The following is a 21,051-nucleotide window of genomic DNA, read 5'->3' as shown; positions in this document are numbered from 1 at the left end:
CGGTGTGCTGTGCGTCCCGTGCGTGCAGTGCGGCGCCCGCGTCCTCACGTGCCCGCGCACTCTCTCACGTGGAGGACGAACGAGCCCGGCGGACAGTTGCATTCCGGTTGGAGCGGCTGGGCGGACGGCCGGACATTTCACCCGTTCGGCCCAGACACGCCGAGGCCGGGCGGCTTCCCCACCGGGCCCGGCCGGGCGGTGAGAGGCTGAGCCGCACACACGTGCCCGTACCCGTCGTACCGACTAGCAGGAGACCCCCGCCATGCAGGCGACCACACCGCCGTCCGCCGCCGTGAGCATCCACAACCTGTGGAAGCGCTTCGGCCAGCACACCGCCGTGGCGGGGCTGACCCTCGATCTCCCCGCCGGGTCGTTCGTCGGGCTGGTCGGGCCGAACGGCGCCGGGAAGACCACCACGCTCTCGATGGTCACCGGCCTGCTCCGCCCCGACCACGGGACGGTGCTGGTGCACGGCGCCGACGTCTGGACGGACCCGGTCGCCGTCAAGGCGCGGATCGGCATCCTGCCGGAGGGCCTGCGGATGTTCGAACGGTTGAGCGGGCGTGAACTCCTGCAGTACAACGGCCGGTTGCGCGGCCTGCCGGGCGCCGAGGTGGACCGCCGGGCCGAGGAGCTGCTGACCGTCCTCGACCTGCTCGGGGCCGCCGACAAGCTCGTCGCCGACTACTCGACCGGCATGCGCAAGAAGATCGGCCTGGCCGCCGCCCTGCTGCACAACCCGGACGTGCTCTTCCTCGACGAGCCGTTCGAGGGCGTCGACCCGGTCTCCGCGCAGACCATCCGCGGCGTGCTCAAGCGGTACGCCGCCGCCGGCTCCACCGTGGTGTTCTCCAGCCACGTGATGGAGCTCGTCGAGCAGCTCTGCGACTGGGTCGCCGTCATAAACGCCGGCCAGGTCATCGCCCAGGGCCCGCTGGACACCGTCCGCGGCGACCGCTCGCTGCACACCGTCTTCCTGGAGCTGATCGGCGTCCGCGAGGACGACGGCGCGGCCCTCGACTGGCTGGGCGGCGAGCGATGAGCCTCGCCGTACCCGAGGACAGGGCCGTCGTCCGGGCCCTCGTCCAGCTCAAGCTCCGGCTGCTCGCCAACGGGCTGAAGCGCAGCCCGCAGCGGATGGCCGTCTACGTCATCGGCTCGCTCGTCGGCCTGCTCTTCGTCACCGCGATGTCCGTCGCCTTCGCCTTCCTGCACGGGCACGCCGGTGCCGCCGACGCGGCCGTGATGCTCGTCACCGGCCTGACCGTCGGCTGGGCCGCGCTGCCGCTCTTCCTCTTCAGCAGCGACGAGAGCGCCGACCCGACCCGCCTCACCATGCTGCCGCTGCGGCCCGCCGCGATGCTGCGCGGCACCCTGATCGGCGCGCTGATCGGGCCCGGCCCGGTGCTGACGCTGCTGCTGCTCACCGCCGCCGCGATCGCGGCCGCCGACGGCGGGGTGTCCGCCCTGGTGGCGGTGCTCGCCGTGCCACTGACGGCGGTCACCTGCGTCACGCTCTCCCGCGCCGTCGCGGCGGGCAACGCCAGACTGCTGTCCAGCCGACGCGGCAAGGACTTCGCGATCTTCGGCGGGCTGCTCTTCGCCGTCCTGATCCAGGTGGCGAACCTCACCTCGCAGAGCGTCTTCGGCCACCACGGCGGCCGGCTCGACCTCTCACCGCTGAAGCCCTTCGCCGCCGTGCTGCGCTGGCTCCCGCCGGTCAGCGCCGTCGACGCGGTCCGCAGCGCCGGGGACGGCTCGTACGGCGCCGCGGCCGGGCAGCTCGCCCTGACCGGCGCCCTGCTCGTACTGCTGCTGCGCTGGTGGCGCGGCAGCCTCCAGCAGCTGATGGTGACGGCCGACGCCTCCACCCAGATCGACACCAAGGCCGTCGGCCGCTCGCGCACCGACCGCCTCCTCCCCCGGGGCCGGGCCGGGGCCGCCATGCAGCGCCACCTCCGGTACGCCTGGCGCGAGCCGCGCGCCAAGGCCGCCGTCTTCACCAGCATCGGCATGACGGTGGTCTTCTGCGTCCTCTCCGTCATCCAGGGGTGGTCCTCGGTCTACGTGGTCTGCCTGGCCGGTCTGATGCTCGGCCTCCAGATGGTCAACCTCTTCGGGATGGACGGCTCGGCGTTCTGGATGGTCGCCAGCAGCATCGCCACCCCCGCCCACGCCCGCGAGGAACTGCGCGGCCGGGCGTACGCCGTGGTCGCGTACGCCGTGCCGAGCGCCACGCTGCTCGCCGTGGTGCTCGCCGCCGCCACCGGCCAGTGGAGCCAGCTGGCGCCCGCGCTCGGCCTCACCCTGGCCGCGCTCGGCTGCGGCGTCGGCCTCGGGTCGGTGCTCAGCGTGCTCGTGCCGTACACGATGCCCGCCGACAGCAACCCGATGCGCAACGCCGCCCCCGGGCAGAGCGGGGTGGTGCTGCTCAACAGCTTCGGCTCGCTGCTCGGTGTGTTGCTGCTCACCCTCCCGGTCGGCGGGCTGCTGCTCGCCCTGCTGCTGACGGACACCCCGATCTGGCCCGTCCTGCTGGCCGGGCCGCTGTACGGCGCCGGGGCCGCCGCCCTCGGCATCCGCCTGGCGGCGCGCCGGCTGCTCGGCCGCCTCCCGGAGATCCTGGCCGTCGCCGTCGAACGCTGACGCACCGGCCCGGGTCCGTCCGTGGCCGGGTCCGTTCGCGACTGGGTCATCATGGGTGGGAGATCCGACAGCGAAAGAGGATGCGTGAGCAAGGACGAGGCGACGGACCAACTGGTCGCACAGGCAGTGCAGCAGGCGGTCGCCGCGACGCCCGAGCGGCTCGACTTCGCGCTGGACTGCGGGGCCTCGATGCTCGCCGCCTCCGCCGAGCGGTGGCCGGCCGTGAGCCGGTCACTGCTCGGGTACGCGGAGCTCGCCGTGGGGCGGGCCTGGACGGGCGGGTGGCGCCCGGCCGATCTGGTGCGGGTGGTGCGGCGCGGGCTCGGCCCCGTCCAGCTGGCACTCGGGGTCGACCTGATCGCCGCCGAGGCGCGTCGGCACCCCGCCGCGACGCTGGACCGGCGCTGGCAGGAGCAGCTGCGCGAGCTCGCCACCGAGGTGTGGTGGGCGAGCGACGAGGCGTACCTCGGCGAGTTCGCCACCCGGCACCGGCTGGACAGGTTCGCGCTGGCGACCGCCGCGCTGGAGCTGCTGCGGGCCTGGGCCCACCTGCCGGCGATCACCCCCGTCGGGCCGGCGCCCGGCACCGCGCCCGTCCGGCCGTCCGGCCCGGTGGCCGGCGAGCCCCGGATGCTCTCGCGGATCAGGGCGCTGCTCGCCAAGGCCGAGTCCACCGAGTACCCGGAGGAGGCCGAGGCGCTCACCGCCAAGGCCCAGCAGCTGATGGCCCAGCACAGCATCGACGAGGCCCTGCTCGCCGTCGGCCGCCCGTCCAGGGACACCCCCGCCGCACTGCGGATCGGCGTGGACAACCCGTACGAAGTCCCGAAGACGATGCTGCTGGACGCCGTCGCGGCGGCCAACCGCTGCCGGGTGGTCTGGGCGAAGGAGTTCGGCTTCTGCACCATCATCGGCTTCGACGCCGACCTGGACGGCGTCGAACTGCTCTACACCTCCCTGCTGGTGCAGGCGACGTCGGCGATGAGCCGGGCGGGCAGCCGCCAGCACCTGGACGGCGCCTCCCGCACGAAGTCCTTCCGGCAGTCCTTCCTGGTCGCGTACGCCGCCCGTATCCGCGAGCGGCTCACCGCCGCCACCGAGCAGGCCACCAAGGACGCCGCCGCCGGGCGCCACCTGCGCGAGGACGGCACCGCCGAGCAGCTCGTCCCCGACGAGCGGCTGCTCCCCGCACTGGCCGCCCGCGAGCAGGCCGTCGACCGCACCGTCGGCCGGATGTTCCCCAAGCTCACCTCCCAGCGCGTCCGCGTCAGCGACGGCGAAGGCTGGGCCGCCGGCCGCGCCGCCGCCGACCGCGCCGACCTCCACGGCCGAGCAGGCGCCATCCGCGGCTGAGCTCCGCAGCCGTGGGTGCGGCGGCGCGCGGTACCCGGGCTGAGGGGCGGTGGGGGCGGTGTGTCCATAATTCGGCTATGGAACCTGCGGTCACGGCACGAACCAACGTCCTCACCCGCGCCGCGCTGGCGGCGACCGCGCTGTTGACGCTGCTGACGGGGTGCTCCGCCACCGCCGCGCCTTCGGCGCCGCCGTCCTCGGCCGCACCGGGCTCGCTGACCGTGCAGGGTGCCCGTTCGCACCTGGAGCTGAGCGGGGGCGTGCTGCACCGGGACGCCTCGGGTGCCGCCGAGCTGACGCTGACCGTCCGTAACGCCGGGACGGTGCCGGAGCACCTCAGCCTGGTGAGCACCCCGGCCGACGGCCGCGCGACCCTCCAGGGCAGCGCGGGCCCGGACAACGCACTCAGCACGGCCGGTGTCCTGATCCGGCCCGGCGAGTCCGCCGTCTTCGGGGGCCAGGGGCCGACCATCAAGTTCCCCGCCCACTCCGGGGCTTCGGCCGCCCCGGGCACGGTGGACACCATCCTGATCTTCAGCGTCTCGGGCATCGTCCACCTGCCGACGCCGACGCAGTAATTCGCTAGGTGCGGTCCCAGAGGGCACCGAAGGCGAGGAGCTCGTCGCGGTGCTCGATCCGGCGGACCCAGTCGGCAGGCCAGGCCGCCGCGCCGTGGTGGGCGCCTGCGAAGGCGCCGGTCAGGCAGGCGATCGAGTCGGAGTCGCCGGAGGAGTAGGCAGCCCGGCGGACGGCCGCGACCGGGTCGTCGGGGAGCAGCAGGAAGCAGAGCAGGCCCGTGGCGAGCGCTTCCTCCGCGATCCAGCCTTCACCGGTGGCGAGGCACGGGTCCTGGTCCGGCCGGGGGTCGGCGAGGGCGGCGTCCAACCGGTCGAGGACTCCCAGGCAGTCCGCCCAGCCGCGCGCGGTGTAATCGCCCGCCGAGGCGTCCTGGGCGTACGCGGCGAGGTCGCCGAGCCAGTCGGCGTCGTACCGGGCCCGCCCTGCGGTCGCGTACTCCCGCAGCAGGGAGGTGAGTTCGCCGGGCGCCGCCCCCTGCACCAGCAGCCGGACGGCGTACGCGGTGAGGTCGCTCGCCGCCAGCGCGGTGGGGTGGCCGTGGGTCAGCGCGGACTGGAACTGGGCCGCCCCGGAGAACTGGCTGTCCGCCAGGTCGGGGACGAGGCCCACCGGCACCACCCGCATGTTCGCGCCGCAGCCCTTCGACCCGACGTCGCTGGCCTGCTGCCAGCGCATCCCTGGCCGGCCGAGCCGCTCGCAGGAGGCGAGGCAGGTCATCCCGGGGGCACGGTTGTTGTCGGGCGAGGCGTACCAGGCGGTGAACTCGGCGCGGGCCGGCCCCTCCAGGGCCGCGGCCGTGAACGGGCCGCCGTCGGCCAGGGTGGTGCGCAACGCGCGGGCGAGGGCGAGCGTCATCTGCGTGTCGTCGGTGACCAAGGCCGGCGAGGGGAGCGGGAGTTCACGCCAGTCGGGGCACCAGGCGGCGATGTGCTCGATCTCGTCGAACTCCGTGGGGTACCCCAGGGCGTCGCCGATCGCCAGGCCCAGCATCGCGCCGGTCGCGGACTTCCGCACGGCCCCCACCTCTCCACCAAGGCCCGCCCTCTGCCGACGGGGCGCCCGGTTGCTGCCGTCGGCAGCTCCGGGTGGGCGGAATGGTATCGCGGCCGTACCCGAACGGGCCTGTGAGTTCTACGTCAGGCCGGAGGCGACGCCATCGCTCGGGCGCTGGTCCTGCTCGACCGGGAGGAGGAGTCGGCCGAGCAGGGGCTGAGCGGAGGTTCAGGCCACGCGTGTCTGTGCCCAGTTGTAGAGGCGGTGGGCGCTGTCGCCGAGGCGGGTGGCGTAGAGCGTGTCGGTCCGGCCGCCCGCGAGGTCGTCGGTGGTGGTCGTGACGCCGACGACGGTGCCGATGCCGGTTCGGGGGTCGAACTGTGCGAGGTGCGGGCCGCCGCTCGCACCGTGCGACATGTCGCAGGGCTCGCCCCAGAGCAGTGGGGCCTTGGGGCCGGGCTGGGCCGGTCCGGCGCAGTGGATCATGCGTGACCCGGCGTACTTGGCGGCGGCGTCGTTGAGCCGGTCCTTCGGGTACCCGAAGGTGTGGATGAACTCGCCCTTGACGGGCTTGGTGAACGCGATCCTCTGGCTTCCCGTGACGTCCGCGATTCGTCGTCCGTCCGTCGAACGGTTCACCACGAGGATTCCCGTGTCGTAACCGGCGACGGCGACGTCGTCCCCGGTCGTCCCGCTCGGGTCGGCGTCCCAGCGGGAGGAGGTGGCCATGCTCTTGACGCTGAATCCGCCGAGCGGCTTCGTCCCGTTGCGGTAGCCGGGCACGAAGTAGAGGTTGTGCCGCCACGTGTCGGAGGCGGCGGGGGCCCCGACGCCTCGCAGGCAGTGCGCAGCCGTGATGACGGTGCTGCGGTTGGCGCTGGTGACGACCGTTGCCGTGCAGCTGCCGTCGTAACCGTCGGAGAAGGTGAAGAAGAGCCGGCCGACGCTCCTGTCCACCGCTCCGCCGTGTGTCCAGGTGGCCCCGGGGTCCAGCGTGTTCGCCGGGAGGGGGTTCGGATCGTCGGGCGTGTTGTCGTCCTCGGGCACGGGGGTGACCTCGGGGACGAGGGCACCGGCCAGCTTCATCCGGGTGGGCGTCCAGTAGGTGTCGATCCGGCTGCGTTCCTGGTCGGTCGTGGCGCCGGAATGCGTGGTGACGGATTCCTGCTCCGCGGCGAAGGCCACGGTCGGCAGCAGCACGGCCGCCGTGGTCGCGATCAGCAGGAGTGCTCCCGCAGTGGCGAGGGTGCGGGGGAATGCTCGGTGTGCGGCTGTCATCGGTGCCGTCCTTCTGTCGGGTTCGGTTCGTTTGGAGGGGCGGCTCGGCAACGCCTCAGGAGCGTTCGGCGGCCTTGTACAGCGGCTTCGTGATCGCGGAGGTGAACTGCGGGCCTACCAGGTGCCGGGTGCAGGCGGGGTCGCCGTGGTCGCAGACCTGGCCCGAGGAGTCGAAGAAGGCACCCAGGGTGTTGTCACCCACCACGGCGCCGATCCCGGAGGACGGGTCGAAGTCGGCGATGCGGGGGCCGCCGCTGGAGCCGCCGCCCATCACGCAGGGGGCGCCCCACTCGCCCCGGGGCTGCGGGTGGTCCTCGGTGCCGGGGTACTCGCGGGTCTGCCCCACGCAGTGGGCGAGCCTGGCGCCGGTGTACTCGGGCAGCCCCGCACGGGTGGGATCACCCGAGGCCTCGCGCGGATAGCCGAACTCGTGGACCAGGGCGTTGCCCGGCCGGTCGAAGCCGATGCGCTGTGCGGCGCCGACGGCGTCCTGTACGCGTCTGCCTGCGGCGTTGGTGTTCAGGGCCAGGAACGCCTGGTCGTACGAGTTGTACTTCAGCGCGCTCTGCTCGTCGTTGAGGAGCCAGGTGGCGTCGGCGACGCCGGCTCGGGCGACGAACCTGCCGTACGGCGCGAGACCGTCGTGGTAGCCCGGGACGAACATCTCGTTCGACAGCCACTCGTCGTTGTCGCCAAGGAGGTCAGGGCTGTTGACGCAGTGGCCCGCCGTGACGACGGTGCTGCGGTTGGCGCTGTTCACGACCGTCGCGGTGCAGCTCTCGTCCTCACCGTGGTTGGTGAAGAAGAGCCTGCCCACCGTCCTGCTCAGGGCGCCGGCGCCCGCCCACGGAGCGCCGTCGGGGCCCTCCTTGGGCTGATTGCCGGAGGACGGCGTGGTCAGGGCGGCTGTCCGCTCGGGCGTCCAGTAGTCGAGGACGGCCTGCTGCTGCGCGGCCGTGACCGCCTCCGGATGGACGACCACCTGGCTCTTGGCGGCCGCGCCCGTTGCCACGGCTCCTGCCGGCCCAGCTGACGCCAGCGCCATACCTACGACCAACACGCCTGCTGTCAGAACGACTTGTGTGTGCGACATGGGTGTGACGGTAGGGGCGGGACATCTGATTCCCGCCTCAGGAGAGTCTCACCAGTTCATCGGTGACATCAGGTTCCTGTAACAAGCATCTCGGCCCCGTATCCGGCACTAGATTTCCACCAGCAGTTCCTCCAGCCCCCGGATGACGTACCCGGGGCGCCACTTCGGCTCGCGGACCAGCCGCAGGCCGGGGGCGCGGCGGAGCAGGGCTCCGTAGGACTCGGCGAGTTCCATCCTGGCGAGCGGGGCGCCGAGGCAGAAGTGGATTCCGGCGCCGAAGGTGATGTGCGGGTTGTCGGCGCGGGCCAGATCGAGCCGGTCGGGGGCGGTGAAGCGGGCCGGGTCGTGGTTGGCGGAGCCGAAGAGGAGGGCGATCTCGGCGCCGCGCGGCACGGTGACGCCGCCGATCTCGATGTCGTCCAGCACCCAGCGCTCGAACATCTGGAGCGGAGTGTCGTAGCGCATCAGCTCCTCCACGGCGGTGGGCAGGAGTTCGTCCACCGAGGCGCGCAGCAGGGCGAGTTGGCCGGGGTTGCGGAAGAGCGCCCACCAGCCGTTGCCGGTGGTGCCGACCGTCGCCTCATGGCCCGCGTTGAGCAGCAGGACGCAGGTGGAGACCATCTCCTGCTCGGTGAGCGCGTCGGCGCCGTCGGCCGCCGTGACCAGGCCGCTGATCAGGTCGTCGCCGGGGGCGGCCCGCCGTTCGCGGATGAGTGCCCGCAGGTAGTCGGAGAACTCGGCGCTCGCCGTGACGGCCCGCCGGGCGGTCTCCGCCGACGGGTTCAGCTCGAACATCCCGGTGATGGCGGCCGACCAGGGCCGCAGCAGCCCCCGGTCGACCTCGGGCACGCCGAGCAGCTCGGCGATCACCGCGACGGGCAGCGGCTCGGCGACGGCGGCGATCAGGTCGCCGCCGCCCGCCGCGAGCAGCCCGTCGACGAGCTCCCCCGCCAGCCGGGCGACGGTCGGCCGCAGCGCCTCGACGGTGCGCGGGGTGAACGCCTTGGAGACCAGCCGCCGGATGCGGGTGTGGTCGGGCGCCTCCAGGTCGAGCAGCCCGTGGTCGTTGAGCGTGTGGAACGGCTCGTGGGCGGGGTCGGGCGCCGGGCGGCCGAACTCCTCGTGCGTGTAGCGGTGGGTGTACGTCCGCCCGAGCCGCCGGTCCCGCAGCAGCGCGCTGACGTCCTCGTGCCGGGAGACCAGCCACTGCCCGGTCGGCTCGTACCGCACCACGGGCGCGTGCTCCCGCAGCGCGGCGTACGCCTCGTACGGGTGCGCGACGAACGACGCCGACCACGGGTCGAAGCCCAGCAAGAGGATCACTCCCAACCACTCGGGGCCCGCCATCGTACGCGCGGGCCCCGCCCGGCTCACTCCCCGCTCACTCCCCGCTCACTCCCCCGCGATGATCCGCCGGACCAGCGCGGGCAGCGCGGTGCCGATCGGCTCCCGGACGACCTCCTCGGCGAGCGCGTCGTACGGCGTCGGGGAGGCGTTGACGACGACCAGGCGGGCGCCGCCCGCGACGGCGATGTCGACCAACCCGGCTGCGGGGTGCACCTGGAGGGTCGAGCCGACCGCGACGAACAGGTCGCAGGCGACCGCGACGGCCCTGGCCCGGTCGAGCACCACCGGGTCGAGCAGCTCGCCGAACATCACCGTGGCGGGCTTGAGCACGCCCCCGCAGACCAGGCAGGCGGGGTCAGGCTCGCCGGCGGCGACCCGGTCGAGGGCCTCCGCCATGCCGCTGCGCGCGTGGCAGCGCAGGTACTCCACCTGCTGTGCGGTGCCGTGGAGTTCGAACACCTTGCGCTCGGGCAGCCCGGCCTTCTGGTGCAGCCCGTCGACGTTCTGGGTGAGCACCCGCACGGGCAGCCCGCTGCGCTCCAGCTCGACCAGCGCCAGGTGCCCGGAGTTCGGCTCGGCACGCAGCGCCCCGGCATCGCGCCGCATCAGCCAGGCCCGGCGGCGGATCTCGGGTTCGGCCACGTAGTACTCGTAGGTGACCAGCTTCTGGGCCTCCGGATCGCGCTCCCAAAGGCCCTGCGGGCCACGGTAGTCGGAGATGCCCGAATCGGTGGAGATCCCGGCTCCGGTGAGGACGGCGATCAGGGGGCGGTGGCTGGTGGTACGGCTCATGCTCGCCGACGGTACGGGCCGGGCGGCGGGGAAGCGATCGGTTTGTCGCGCGTGGCGGGTTACGGTGGACGGGTGAACAGCGTGGATGCCCTGACTGCCTGGCTGATGACCCGTACCGCCGCACAGTTGACGGAGCTGCTGGAGCAGCGGCGGCTGCCGTACTCCGGCGGCCCCGGGCTGGAGCGGCCGGCGCGGCTGGCCGAGCAGTTGCTGAGTTCGGGTTCGGTGCTCGTCGGGATGGCTGCGCTGAATGTCGCCGAGCTCCAAGTACTCACCGCTGTCGCGCAGTTGGCGGAGCGGCTGCACGGGCCACTGCCGCTCGCGGCGGCGCGGTCGGGCCCGGCGGGGTTCGCCGGGGCGAGGGCCGCGTACCGGCAGGGGGAGCTCGCGGTGCGGGCGCCCGAGCCGGCCGGGCGGGCAGTGCCCCGGGCGGTGCTGCTGGCCGAGTTGGGCGCGGCGGCTGGGCTGGTGCTGGAGCGGTTGGAGCTGCGCGCGCTGCTGCTGCCACCGCACGGCGAGCTGCTGACGGTGCCTGCCGTGCTGCACCAACAGGCCGCCGAGATGCAGGGGTTGGGGCATCCGGTGGCGCTGCTGCTGTCGGCGGCGTACAAGTCCGCCGAGGTACGGCTGGTCGCCGGGACGCTGGGGCTGCCGAAGCTGGGGACGCGGGAGGAGACACAGGAGGCGGTCGTCGAGCGGCTGACGGACGCCGACGCGGTACGGCGGATGGTGGCGGACGCACCGCCGGAGGCCGTCGAGTTGCTGGCCGCGCTGGTGCCGGGCCCGCCGCTGCTGCGGACGCACTGCTTCGTGCCGGACACCGGCGCGTACTACGTCGGGGCGCACAGCAAGTTCCACTTCCGCCAGGGCGGTTCGGGCGATCCTGGCACGGACTGGCTGGCGGCGCGCGGCCTGCTCGTCCCCATCGGCCTCGATCTGGTGGAGCTGCCGCAGGAGGTCGGCGCCGCGCTGCGCGACCCGGACGGCACGCTGCCGTTCACGCCCGAGCCGCCGCCGGTCGGCGTACGGCCGCTGACCGCGCGGGCGGCGGGTGAGGCGCAGGCCGCCGCCACCATCGCCGCGACCCGGGTCGAGCTGCTGCTGCGCGCGACGGCCGCTGCGCCGCCGTCCGTCCGCAAGGCGGGCGGGCTGGCCGTCCGGGACACCCGGGCGCTGGCCAAGGCGGTCGGCGCGAGCGAGCCGCAGACCCGGCTCTGGGTGGACCTCGCGGCCAACGCCGGTCTGCTCGCCCCACTCCAGGGCCCCACCCGGACGGAGCTGGTGCCGACCACCCGTTACGACCGCTGGCTGGCCGCGACGCCCGCCGACCGGCTGGTGCCGCTGCTCGCTGCCTGGGCCGTCACCCCGGAGGTGTTCAGCCATTGGCCCGACCCGGAGCAGCCGCCCGTCGCCCTCGTCACCCCGCAGGACGCCGAGGCCGTGCCGCTGCGGCTCGCCGTGCTGGCGGTGCTGGCCGGTCTGCCCGCCGGGCAGGGCATCGGCCCGGCGGCGGCCCTCACCGAGGAACAGGTCGAGGAGCTGGCCGACGCCGTCGAGTGGCACGAGCCGACGCTCCAGGCCCTGGACCACGACATGGGGTACCTCACCGCGACGCTCGCCGAGGCTGAGCTGCTCGGGGTCGTCGCCGAGGGGGCGCTCACGCCCGCCGGGCGGGCGGTGCTGGCGCTCCTGCGAGCCGGCGCGGCGCGGTACTTCCCCGCCGTGCCGGGCGCCGGGCCCAGGCTGACCGGCCACCCCGAGCTGGCCGAGGCCGTCGCCGGGCTGCGGGCGGCCCTCGCCGAGCTGGTGCCCGCGCCGCTGACCACCGCCCGCTTCCAGGCCGACCTCACCGTCGTTGTCCCCGGCACACCGGCCCCCGAACTCGCCACCCTGATCGGCTCGTTGGCTGATCGCGAGTCGGACGGCCATGCCGTGGTCTGGCGGATCGGCCCGGCCTCCGTCCGCCGCGCGCTGGACGCGGGGGCGGACGCCGCCGAGCTGCTGGAGCGCCTCGCGGAGATCGCCCAGGGCGGGCTGCCGCAGACCCTGGAGTACCTCGTCAGGGACACCGCCCGCACGCACGGGCAGGTCCGGGTGGTGCGCTCCTCCTGCTGCCTGCGCTCGGACGACGAGGCGCTCGTCCTGGAGCTCTCCAAGGCCCGCGCCCTCACCAAGCTGGGCCTGCGCCGGATCGCCCCCACCGTGCTGATCAGCACCGCCTCCCCCGCCGACACCCTCGCCGCCCTCCGGCGGGCCGGCTACGCCCCCGTCCTGGAGGCCGAGACCGGCACCACCGTGGTCGAACGCGCTCCCGAGCAGCGCGCCCCCGCCACCATGCCCGCCCTCGACGCGGCCCGCCAGCACTACGGCCGCGGCCCCCGCACGGCGGCAGCCCTCGCCGAGGCGGTACTCGGCAACGCCGAGTGAGCCGAGACAGTCGGCCGAGCCGCAGCCGGTTCACAGCAGGCGCTTGATCTCCCCCCGCGCCCGGTAGAAGCCGCCGCGCTCCGAGGCGTGCAGCTCGGCGACGAGGTAGCGGGCACCGGGCACCCGGATGTCCTTGGGGAACTGCACGTGCCAGCCCGCGTCGTAGCCGGAAGAGACGACCCGGATCCGCGTCCGGCCGCCCTCCTGCACGCACTCCACCTCGATGCCGCCGAGCCTCCCGGCCCGCGCGGCGGCCACGCTGACGGTCTCCAACGCGGCCCCGGGTGCGACCCGCTCCCAGCCCGCCGCCTTGACGTCGGTGGTCTGCGGCAGCCGGCCGCCCTCGGCCTCCCGGACGGCCGTCTCGCTCGCGTCCAGGCAGGCCAGCGAGCCGTCGGTGGTGACGAGGTAGAGCCGCCCGTCCCGGTACTGCATGCTGTACGCCGACCCGCAGCCGGTGCCGAGCTTCCACAGCCGGGTGCCGTCGGCGGCGAAGCAGTAGACGGACGAGGAGTTGTCGCCCGCGAAGACGTACTTGCCGTCCGGCGAGGCCGCGCAGGAGAAGACGGCGGCGTCACAGCGGTACCGGGCCAGCGCGGCGCCGTCCGCCTTGGCCAGCCGGTACACCCATCCCCTGGCCGTCCCCGCGAAGACCTCCTCGCGCTCCTGCCAGCCGAAGAGCACCGCGCCCTCCGTCCGGGTGTGCCACAGCTCGTCGCCACTGCGCGCGCCGTACCGGGCGATACCGCCGGAGTGGCCGTGGTAGACGCCGTCCGCGTCGCAGCGCACCATCCAGCCGGAGCTGCCGGAGCCGGAGCGGCGCCACTGGAACTCGTCCTCGTGGTCGACGGTGGTGATACCGCCCTTGGCGTCCGAGACGCCGAGCACACCGTCGTGGATGTCCAGCCAGTAGATGTCGACGTCGGCGGCGATCTCGTACGCCACCCGGGGCACCTTGCCGCCGAGGTCGTACACCCGGCCGTCGTCGCACCCGGCGTAGATCCAGCAGTCGTCGGCGACGATGCACTTGACGCCGTCCGGCAGCCCGAACCGGCCGGTGACCTCACCGTCGTGGGTGAGCGTGAAGACGTCACCGGCCTCGTTGCCGACCCAGGCGTGCTCCTCCCCCACGAAGATCCCGAAGGCCGCCGCCCCCGACCGGAACCGCCACAGCACCGGCGCCTGACGGGCCGTCGAACGGGTGCTGACGATCTCCCGGCGCGTCACCGCCCGGCGCTGCCGCACCCCGCGCCGGGCCGGTGCGTACCCCTTGCGGACCTTCTCGCCGACCTTCTTCGCCGCCGCGGCGGCGGCCTTCTCCGCCGACGGGTAGGTCGTCGCCTTCGCCTGCCCGGCCTCGCCGATCCTGCCGTACGTGACGGTCAACTCCAGCCCGGTGAGCCGCACTTCGTAGAACTTGTGGGCGCTGCCCTGGTCCTCGGAAAGCTCGAGGTAGGTGATCTGGTCAGCAGACATCGCGGGCCCCTCCCGGGCATAGGGCGACATCGGGCGCTCACCGTTCAGCACCCGTCGACCCGCTCAAACTATCGACCCGCACTGACAGTGAAGCGTCCTCGCCGCCACCCCGTCACTGCTCCCCCGCGACGACCGCCCCGGCCTCGTACGCGAAGACCACCGCGTGCACCCTGTCCCGCAGGTGGAGCTTGCTCAGCACGTTGCTGACGTGCGTCTTCACGGTGTGCTCACTGACCGTCAGCTCGGCCGCGATCTCCGCGTTCGACAGGCCCCGGGCGAGCAGCCGCAGGGTCTCCTGCTCGCGGACGGTCAGCTGCTCCAACAGCCGGGAGGGCGCCCGCATCGCGGCCGACGGCCCGTTCGGGCGCCGGGCCGCGAACTCGCTGATCAGACGGCGCGTCACCGAGGGCGCCAGCAGCGCCTCGCCGGAGGCGACCATCCGGACGCCGTGCACCAGGTCGTCCCGGCGGACGTCCTTGAGCAGGAAGCCGCTGGCCCCCGCGTACAGCGCGTCGTAGACGTAGTCGTCGATGTCGAAGGTGGTCAGCATGATCACCTTCGTGTCGGGGTACGCCGCACAGACCTGCCGGGCCGCCTCCAGCCCGTCCATCACCGGCATCCGGACGTCCAGCAGCAGCACGTCCGGCCGGTGCTCGGCCACCGCCGCGAGGGCCTGCTCGCCGTCCGCCGCCTCGGCGACCACCTCGATGTCCGGCTGCGCCTCCAGGATCATGCCGAACCCGGCCCGCACCAGCTCCTGGTCGTCCGCGACCACCACCCGAATCGGCACCCGCCGCCCCCGCTCTCCGAAGAATCCCGTCACCCCAACGGCAGCCGGGCACTCACCAGGAAGCCCACGCCGTCCTCGCGCGGGCCCGCCCAGGCCCGGCCTCCGCAGGCGGCCGCCCGCTCCCGGATGCCGACCAGGCCGCGCCCGCCGGACCAGCCTTCGGCCCGCACCACGTCCGAGCCGCGCCCGTCGTCCGACACCGCGACCTCCAGCGCATCCCCCGTGAGAGCGAGCCGCACCACCGCCCGACCTGCGCCCGAGTGCTTCACCGTGTTGGTGAGCGCCTCCTGCACGATCCGGTACGCCGCCGTCTCCACGTCCGGTGGCATCGTACGCTGCCCCGGCAGCGCCGGGCCGGGCAGCTCCAGCCGCACCGCGATGCCCGCTCCGCGCACCCGCTCGACCACGGCCGCCAGCTCCGCCAGCTTCGGCTGCGGCGCCAGCACCGGGCCCGCGCCGTCCTCCTTCAGCACCCCGAGCACCCGGCGCAGCTGCACCATCGCGTCCCGCCCCGAGTCCGCGATGGTGTCGAAGGCGCGGATCGCCCGCTCCGGGTCGCTGCGCACCACCACCGGCCCGGCCTCCGCCTGGATGACCATCAGCGAGACGGCGTGCGCCAGGATGTCGTGCATCTCCCGGGCGATCCTGCTCCGCTCCTCGGCGACCGCGCGGGCCGCCTCACTGGCCGCCCGCAGGCCCAGGTCGTGGGCCCGCTCCCGCTCCAGCGCTGCCAGGCGCCGGCTCTGCCGTACCAGTGAGCCGAAGACGAAGCTGCCGACGGACATCATCACGCTGAAGAGCATGCCGTTGATCGAGTACGTGCCCAGGACGTTCGCCAGCACCAGGAAGACCAGCATCGACCAGCGCTGCCAGTCCCGGCCCCGGTCGGCGAGGGTGTAGATGCAGAGCACCATGTACACCTCGACCTGCGGCTGCGCCGAGTGCGCCACGACGGAGAGCACGGCCGCCGACAGCGAGCAGAGCAGCATCACCGTTCCGGGGCGGCGGCGCCGCCAGGGCAGCGGGAGGGCCGTGCTCACGGCGAGCAGGTAGACCCAGAGCGGCCAGCCCGGCTGGTCGTCGTGGTAGACGCCCCAGACCGAGACCGCCGCCGAGAACACCGCGAGCAGGCTGTCCGCCAGGTAGGGGTTCACCCGGCCCAGCCCGGCCCTCCCCCGCCCCGCGATCTCCCGCTGCCACCGCGCCACCCGTTCCACGTCCATCCCTCCCGGGCCGCGCGGCATGCCCGCCCCCGGGAGGAGATCCTGCCGTACGCCCGGTGCGGGCAGCGTCTCAGGCGCCGTCGACGGTGACATCACCGGTCTCCGTCGTCGCGGTGATGCTCCGTCCGGCGCCCGCCTGCTGACGGACCCCCACGTTCACGTTGCCGGTCTGCGCCTTCGCGTGCACCTCGTACGCGGCCGCGCCCTGCACGTGCAGCCGGACGTCGCCGGTCTGCGAGCCCGCGCGCACGTCGCTCGGGTCACCGGTGAAGGTCGCCTCGACCGATCCCGTCTCGGCCGTCAGCTGCGCCGTCGACGAGGCCAGCCCCGTCGCCCTGACCGAGCCCGTGCCGGTCTTCGCGCTCACCTCGGCGGCCAGCCCCTTGAGCTGCACCGAGCCGGTGTCCGTGACCACCCGGACGACCGTCCCGGCCGGGACCTGCACGTCGTACCCGATCGAGCAGCTGTGGTCCGGGCAGCGGTAGCCGAGCGTCAGCGTGCCGTCGGCGGCGGTGGCGTGGGTGGCCTCCGGCCGCTGGTCCTGGTACGAGCGGTGCTCGGTGACCTGCACCGCCGTGCCCCCGCCCGTCACTCTGATGTCACCGGTGTCGCTGTGCACCACCAGCGTCTTCACCGTCTCCCCGACGCCGTAGCTGACGTCCTCGGTCTGCTGGTCGAAACTGCCGAAACTGCCGAAGCAGCCGGACATCCCGAACATCACGGCGGCGGTGATGGCAGTGGCACCGAGCACCCGGTTCAGCTGGCGGTTCATGGTCGTCCCCCTCGTGCGGCGTCCGGTACTCCCCGGACCGACACCACAGATCCTGCCCGCCGACCCCCTCCTCCCGACTCCCCCTCCCGAGCGGTCTCCCCGGCTCCCCCGCAAGGGGGAGAGCAGTGCCCACACATGCAGAAGGCCCGGTAGACGATGTCTGCCGGGCCTTCTGTGCTACCTGAGTAGCGGGGACAGGATTTGAACCTGCGACCTCTGGGTTATGAGCCCAGCGAGCTACCGAGCTGCTCCACCCCGCGTCGGTAGACCTGACACTACGCGACATCCGCCGCAGGACCTAATGGGTTCCATCACCGCGCCGGAACGCCGCAGGGCGGCCACCCCGTGTGGGGTGACCGCCCTGCGGATCAGGCGGGGACTCAGCCGGTGTAGGGGCCGTAGTCGTAGTCGTCCAGCGGGACGGCCTGGCCGGAGCCGGTGCCGAAGGGCGACAGGTCGTAGTCGTCGTAGCCGACGGCCGAGTACATCGCGGCCTTGGCCTCCTCGGTCGGCTCGACCCGGATGTTGCGGTAGCGGGGCAGACCCGTACCGGCCGGGATGAGCTTACCGAGGATGACGTTCTCCTTGAGGCCAAGGAGCGGGTCGGACTTGGCGTGGATGGCCGCGTCCGTCAGCACTCGGGTCGTCTCCTGGAAGGAGGCGGCCGACAGCCAGGACTCGGTCGCCAGCGAGGCCTTGGTGATACCCATCAGCTGCGGACGGCCGGAGGCGGGGTGACCGCCCTCGGAGACCACGCGACGGTTCTCGGTCTCGAAGCGGCCGCGCTCGACGAGCTCGCCCGGGAGCAGCTCGGCGTCGCCCGACTCGATGATCGTCACGCGGCGGAGCATCTGCCGGATGATGATCTCGATGTGCTTGTCGTGGATCGACACACCCTGCGAGTTGTAGACCTTCTGGACTTCGGCCACCAGGTGGATCTGGACGGCACGCTGGCCCATGATGCGCAGGACGTCGTGCGGGTTGGTCGCACCCATGGTCAGCTTCTGGCCGACCTCGACCGCCTCGCCCTCGCTGACGAGCACCTTGATGCGCTTCGAGATCGGGTAGGCGATCTCGTCGGTGCCGTCGTCGGGGACGACGACCAGCTTGCGGGTCTTCTCGGTGTCGTCGATGCGAACGCGACCCTGGGCCTCCGAGATCGGGGCCACACCCTTGGGGGTACGGGCCTCGAAGAGCTCGACGACACGGGGCAGACCCTGCGTGATGTCGTCACCGGCCACACCACCGGTGTGGAAGGTACGCATGGTCAGCTGGGTACCGGGCTCACCGATGGACTGGGCGGCGATGATGCCGACCGCCTCACCGATGTCGACCAGCTTGCCGGTGGCCAGCGAGCGCCCGTAGCACATGGCGCAGGTGCCGACGGCCGACTCACAGGTCAGGATCGAGCGGGTCTTGACGGCGCTGATGCCGTGGCGGATCAGCTCGTCGATCAGCACGTCACCGAGGTCGGTGTTGGCGGTGGCAAGGAGCTTGCCGTCCACCGTGATGTCCTCGGCGAGCATGCGGGCGTAGACGCTGGTCTCGACGTCGTCCGTCTTGCGCAGGACGCCGTTCTCGACCGTGCCGATCGCCAGCTTCAGGCCGCGCTCGGTGCCGCAGTCCTCCTCGCGGATGATGACGTCCTGGGAGACGTCGACCAGACGACGGGTGAGGTAGCCGGAGTCCGCGGTACGAAGCGCGGTGTCGGCCAGACCCTTACGGGCACCGTGGGTGGAGATGAAGTACTCGAGGACGGTGAGGCCCTCACGGAACGACGCCTTGATGGGACGGGGAATCGTCTCGTTCTTGGCGTTGGACACCAGACCACGCATACCGGCGATCTGACGCATCTGCATCATGTTTCCGCGAGCACCGGAGTCGACCATCATGAAGATGGGGTTCGTCTTCGGGAAGTTCGCGTTCATGGCCTCGGCGACCTCGTTGGTCGCCTGGGTCCAGATGCCGATGAGCTCCTGCTTGCGCTCGTCGTTGGTGATCAGGCCGCGCTCGTACTGACGCTGGACCTTCTCCGCCTTCGCCTCGTAGCCCTCGAGGATCTGGGGCTTGCTCGGCGGGACGACGACGTCGGAGATCGAGACGGTGACGCCCGAGCGGGTCGCCCAGTGGAAACCGGACGCCTTCAGGTTGTCCAGGGTCGCCGCGACGACGACCTTGGGGTACCGCTCGGCCAGGTCGTTGACGATCGCGGAGAGCTGCTTCTTGCCCACCTCGTAGTCGACGAACGGGTAGTCCTCGGGCAGCAGCTCGTTGAAGAGCGCGCGGCCCAGGGTGGTCTTCAGGCGGAAGGACTCGCCCTCGAACCAAGCCGGCGTGCCGTCCTCGTCGACCGGCGGGGTCCAGCCACGGGGCGGGACGGTGCCGATCGGCAGGCGGACGTCGATGACGGCCTGGACGTCCAGCTCGCGGGCGTCGAAGGCCATGATCGCCTCGGCGGTGGAGGAGAAGGAACGGCCACCGCCCTTCACCTCCTCGCGGTCCGAGGTGAGGAAGAACAGACCGAGCACCATGTCCTGGGTCGGCATGGTGACGGGGCGACCGTCGGCCGGCTTCAGGATGTTGTTCGAGGACAGCATCAGGATGCGGGCCTCGGCCTGCGCCTCCGCGGAGAGCGGCAGGTGGACGGCCATCTGGTCACCGTCGAAGTCCGCGTTGAACGCGGTGCAGACGAGCGGGTGGATCTGGATGGCCTTGCCCTCGACCAGCTGGGGCTCGAAGGCCTGGATGCCGAGGCGGTGCAGGGTGGGCGCACGGTTCAGGAGAACCGGGTGCTCGGCGATGACCTCTTCGAGGACGTCCCACACGACCGGGCGGGCGCGCTCGACCATGCGCTTGGCCGACTTGATGTTCTGCGCGTGGTTCAGGTCGACCAGGCGCTTCATCACGAACGGCTTGAAGAGCTCCAGCGCCATGGCCTTCGGCAGACCGCACTGGTGCAGCTTGAGCTGCGGGCCGACGACGATGACCGAACGGGCCGAGTAGTCGACTCGCTTGCCGAGCAGGTTCTGACGGAAACGACCCTGCTTGCCCTTCAGCATGTCGCTGAGGGACTTCAGCGGGCGGTTACCCGGGCCGGTGACCGGACGGCCACGACGGCCGTTGTCGAACAGCGCGTCGACGGCCTCCTGGAGCATGCGCTTCTCGTTGTTCACGATGATCTCGGGGGCACCGAGGTCGAGAAGGCGCTTCAGGCGGTTGTTGCGGTTGATCACACGGCGGTACAGGTCGTTCAGGTCGGAGGTCGCGAAGCGGCCACCGTCCAGCTGCACCATCGGGCGGAGGTCCGGCGGGATGACCGGGACGCAGTCCAGCACCATGCCGTTGGGCTTGTTGGTGGTCTGCAGGAAGGCGGAGACGACCTTGAGGCGCTTGAGCGCGCGGGTCTTCTTCTGGCCCTTGCCGCTGCGGATGATCTCGCGCAGCCGCTCGGACTCCTCGGCCAGGTCGAACGTCTCCAGGCGGTCCTTGAGCGCCGCGGCGCCCATCGAGCCGGAGAAGTACGTGCCGAAGCGGTCGCGCAGCTCGCGGTAGAGCAGCTCGTCGCCCTCGAGGTCCTGGACCTTGAGGTTCTTGAAGCGGGCCCAGACCTCGTCCAGACGGTCCAGCTCGCGCTGCGCACGGTCGCGCAGCTGCTTCATCTCACGCTCGGCACCCTCGCGCACCTTGCGGCGCACGTCGGCCTTGGCGCCCTCGGCCTCGAGCTCGGCCAGGTCGGTCTCGGCCTTCTTGGCACGGGCCTCGAGGTCGGAGTCGCGGCGGTTCTCGATCTGCTGACGCTCGACCGAGACGTGCGCCTCAAGGGACGGGAGGTCGCGTGCGCGACGCTCGTCGTCCACCCAGGTGATCATGTAGGCGGCGAAGTAGATGACCTTCTCGAGGTCCTTCGGCGCCAGGTCGAGCAGGTAGCCGAGGCGGCTGGGGACACCCTTGAAGTACCAGATGTGGGTGACCGGCGCGGCCAGCTCGATGTGGCCCATCCGCTCACGACGCACCTTGGCGCGAGTGACCTCGACGCCGCAGCGCTCACAGATGATGCCCTTGAAGCGGACGCGCTTGTACTTGCCGCAGTAGCACTCCCAGTCCCGGGTCGGACCGAAGATCTTCTCGCAGAAGAGTCCGTCCTTTTCGGGCTTCAGGGTGCGGTAGTTGATGGTCTCCGGCTTCTTGACCTCGCCGTGGGACCACTGGCGGATGTCGTCGGCGGTCGCGAGGCCGATGCGGAGCTCGTCGAAGAAGTTGACGTCAAGCACTGGTCGTCAAG

The 21,051-nt window shown here is 72.4% G+C and carries 15 protein-coding genes and 1 tRNA gene; 5 read left to right on the top strand and 11 right to left on the bottom strand.

Features of this window, described 5'->3' with window-relative positions; translation table 11 throughout:
- The first annotated feature begins 262 nt into the window (after nucleotides 1-262).
- From ACR68M_RS20845 to ACR68M_RS20830, 4 genes are all read left to right on the top strand, one after another.
- The gene (locus ACR68M_RS20845) at nucleotides 263-1,042 is read left to right on the top strand and encodes an ABC transporter ATP-binding protein (protein ID WP_441245626.1); all 780 of its coding nucleotides are present in this window, start codon (nucleotides 263-265) and stop codon (nucleotides 1,040-1,042) included.
- Nucleotides 1,039-2,646 carry a transporter gene (locus ACR68M_RS20840; protein ID WP_441245625.1) on the top strand — a complete coding sequence of 536 codons (1,608 nt, stop codon included), beginning with the start codon at nucleotides 1,039-1,041 and terminating at the stop codon, nucleotides 2,644-2,646. The genes ACR68M_RS20845 and ACR68M_RS20840 overlap by 4 nt, the downstream gene beginning before the upstream one ends.
- Nucleotides 2,647-2,730: 84 nt before the next feature.
- Nucleotides 2,731-3,999: a DUF2786 domain-containing protein gene (locus ACR68M_RS20835; protein WP_441245624.1), complete on the top strand. Its 1,269-nt coding sequence runs from the start codon at nucleotides 2,731-2,733 to the stop codon at nucleotides 3,997-3,999.
- A 77-nt stretch (nucleotides 4,000-4,076) separates the two neighbouring features.
- Complete coding sequence (locus tag ACR68M_RS20830; RefSeq protein ID WP_441245623.1) at nucleotides 4,077-4,577, top strand: hypothetical protein; 501 nt, start codon at nucleotides 4,077-4,079, stop codon at nucleotides 4,575-4,577.
- A gap of 4 nt (nucleotides 4,578-4,581) precedes the next feature.
- On the opposite strand, the gene ACR68M_RS20825 is transcribed toward ACR68M_RS20830, so the two are convergent.
- From ACR68M_RS20825 to ACR68M_RS20805, 5 genes are all read right to left on the bottom strand, one after another.
- Complete coding sequence (locus ACR68M_RS20825) at nucleotides 4,582-5,568, bottom strand: ADP-ribosylglycohydrolase family protein (protein WP_441251667.1); 987 nt, start codon at nucleotides 5,566-5,568, stop codon at nucleotides 4,582-4,584.
- A gap of 231 nt (nucleotides 5,569-5,799) precedes the next feature.
- Nucleotides 5,800-6,849 (bottom strand): trypsin-like serine peptidase, encoded by a 1,050-nt coding sequence (locus ACR68M_RS20820; protein ID WP_441245622.1) that lies wholly within the window; start codon nucleotides 6,847-6,849, stop codon nucleotides 5,800-5,802.
- Between the two features lie 55 nt (nucleotides 6,850-6,904).
- The gene (locus tag ACR68M_RS20815; protein WP_441245621.1) at nucleotides 6,905-7,861 is read right to left on the bottom strand and encodes a trypsin-like serine peptidase; all 957 of its coding nucleotides are present in this window, start codon (nucleotides 7,859-7,861) and stop codon (nucleotides 6,905-6,907) included.
- A gap of 189 nt (nucleotides 7,862-8,050) precedes the next feature.
- On the bottom strand, nucleotides 8,051-9,265 hold the full coding sequence (locus ACR68M_RS20810; RefSeq protein WP_441245620.1) for a cytochrome P450: 1,215 nt from the start codon (nucleotides 9,263-9,265) through the stop codon (nucleotides 8,051-8,053).
- 69 nt (nucleotides 9,266-9,334) lie between these two features.
- On the bottom strand, nucleotides 9,335-10,081 hold the full coding sequence (locus tag ACR68M_RS20805; RefSeq protein ID WP_441245619.1) for an SIR2 family NAD-dependent protein deacylase: 747 nt from the start codon (nucleotides 10,079-10,081) through the stop codon (nucleotides 9,335-9,337).
- 72 nt (nucleotides 10,082-10,153) lie between these two features.
- Between ACR68M_RS20805 and ACR68M_RS20800 the strand changes: the two genes are divergently transcribed.
- Nucleotides 10,154-12,508: a helicase-associated domain-containing protein gene (locus tag ACR68M_RS20800; protein ID WP_441245618.1), complete on the top strand. Its 2,355-nt coding sequence runs from the start codon at nucleotides 10,154-10,156 to the stop codon at nucleotides 12,506-12,508.
- Nucleotides 12,509-12,538: 30 nt separating this feature from the next.
- Here the strand turns inward: ACR68M_RS20800 and ACR68M_RS20795 are convergent, their stop codons facing one another.
- From ACR68M_RS20795 to ACR68M_RS20770, 6 genes are all read right to left on the bottom strand, one after another.
- Nucleotides 12,539-13,984: a WGR domain-containing protein gene (locus ACR68M_RS20795; RefSeq protein WP_441245617.1), complete on the bottom strand. Its 1,446-nt coding sequence runs from the start codon at nucleotides 13,982-13,984 to the stop codon at nucleotides 12,539-12,541.
- Between the two features lie 112 nt (nucleotides 13,985-14,096).
- Complete coding sequence (locus ACR68M_RS20790; RefSeq protein ID WP_441245616.1) at nucleotides 14,097-14,774, bottom strand: response regulator; 678 nt, start codon at nucleotides 14,772-14,774, stop codon at nucleotides 14,097-14,099.
- A 29-nt stretch (nucleotides 14,775-14,803) separates the two neighbouring features.
- Entirely contained in the window at nucleotides 14,804-16,090 is a 1,287-nt protein-coding gene (locus tag ACR68M_RS20785; protein ID WP_441245615.1) for a sensor histidine kinase, read from the bottom strand.
- Nucleotides 16,068-16,769, bottom strand: a complete 702-nt coding sequence (locus tag ACR68M_RS20780; RefSeq protein ID WP_441245614.1) for a DUF4097 family beta strand repeat-containing protein — start codon at nucleotides 16,767-16,769, stop codon at nucleotides 16,068-16,070. Before ACR68M_RS20780 ends, ACR68M_RS20785 begins: the two co-directional genes overlap by 23 nt.
- A gap of 186 nt (nucleotides 16,770-16,955) precedes the next feature.
- Nucleotides 16,956-17,029: transfer RNA gene (locus ACR68M_RS20775), tRNA-Met, on the bottom strand.
- 120 nt (nucleotides 17,030-17,149) lie between these two features.
- Nucleotides 17,150-21,040, bottom strand: coding sequence for a DNA-directed RNA polymerase subunit beta' (locus ACR68M_RS20770; RefSeq protein WP_441245613.1), 3,891 nt, complete (start codon nucleotides 21,038-21,040; stop codon nucleotides 17,150-17,152).
- Nucleotides 21,041-21,051: the final 11 nt, after the last annotated feature.

The organism is Kitasatospora sp. McL0602 (assembly GCF_052076145.1).
Lineage (GTDB): Bacteria > Actinomycetota > Actinomycetes > Streptomycetales > Streptomycetaceae > Kitasatospora.
Note: the sequence above shows the minus strand (reverse complement) of the source record. Positions and strands in the feature narration are given on the sequence as shown.

What these genes read in the sequence shown, in the direction of transcription:
- ACR68M_RS20845 (WP_441245626.1), top strand. Translation starts at nt 263, where the DNA reads ATGCAGGCGACCACACCGCCGTCCGCCGCCGTGAGCATCCACAACCTG.
- ACR68M_RS20840 (WP_441245625.1), top strand. Translation starts at nt 1,039, where the DNA reads ATGAGCCTCGCCGTACCCGAGGACAGGGCCGTCGTCCGGGCCCTCGTC.
- ACR68M_RS20830 (WP_441245623.1), top strand. Translation starts at nt 4,077, where the DNA reads ATGGAACCTGCGGTCACGGCACGAACCAACGTCCTCACCCGCGCCGCG.
- ACR68M_RS20825 (WP_441251667.1), bottom strand. Translation starts at nt 5,568, where the DNA reads ATGCTGGGCCTGGCGATCGGCGACGCCCTGGGGTACCCCACGGAGTTC.
- ACR68M_RS20820 (WP_441245622.1), bottom strand. Translation starts at nt 6,849, where the DNA reads ATGACAGCCGCACACCGAGCATTCCCCCGCACCCTCGCCACTGCGGGA.
- ACR68M_RS20805 (WP_441245619.1), bottom strand. Translation starts at nt 10,081, where the DNA reads ATGAGCCGTACCACCAGCCACCGCCCCCTGATCGCCGTCCTCACCGGA.
- ACR68M_RS20795 (WP_441245617.1), bottom strand. Translation starts at nt 13,984, where the DNA reads ATGTCTGCTGACCAGATCACCTACCTCGAGCTTTCCGAGGACCAGGGC.
- ACR68M_RS20785 (WP_441245615.1), bottom strand. Translation starts at nt 16,090, where the DNA reads ATGTCACCGTCGACGGCGCCTGAGACGCTGCCCGCACCGGGCGTACGG.
- ACR68M_RS20780 (WP_441245614.1), bottom strand. Translation starts at nt 16,769, where the DNA reads ATGAACCGCCAGCTGAACCGGGTGCTCGGTGCCACTGCCATCACCGCC.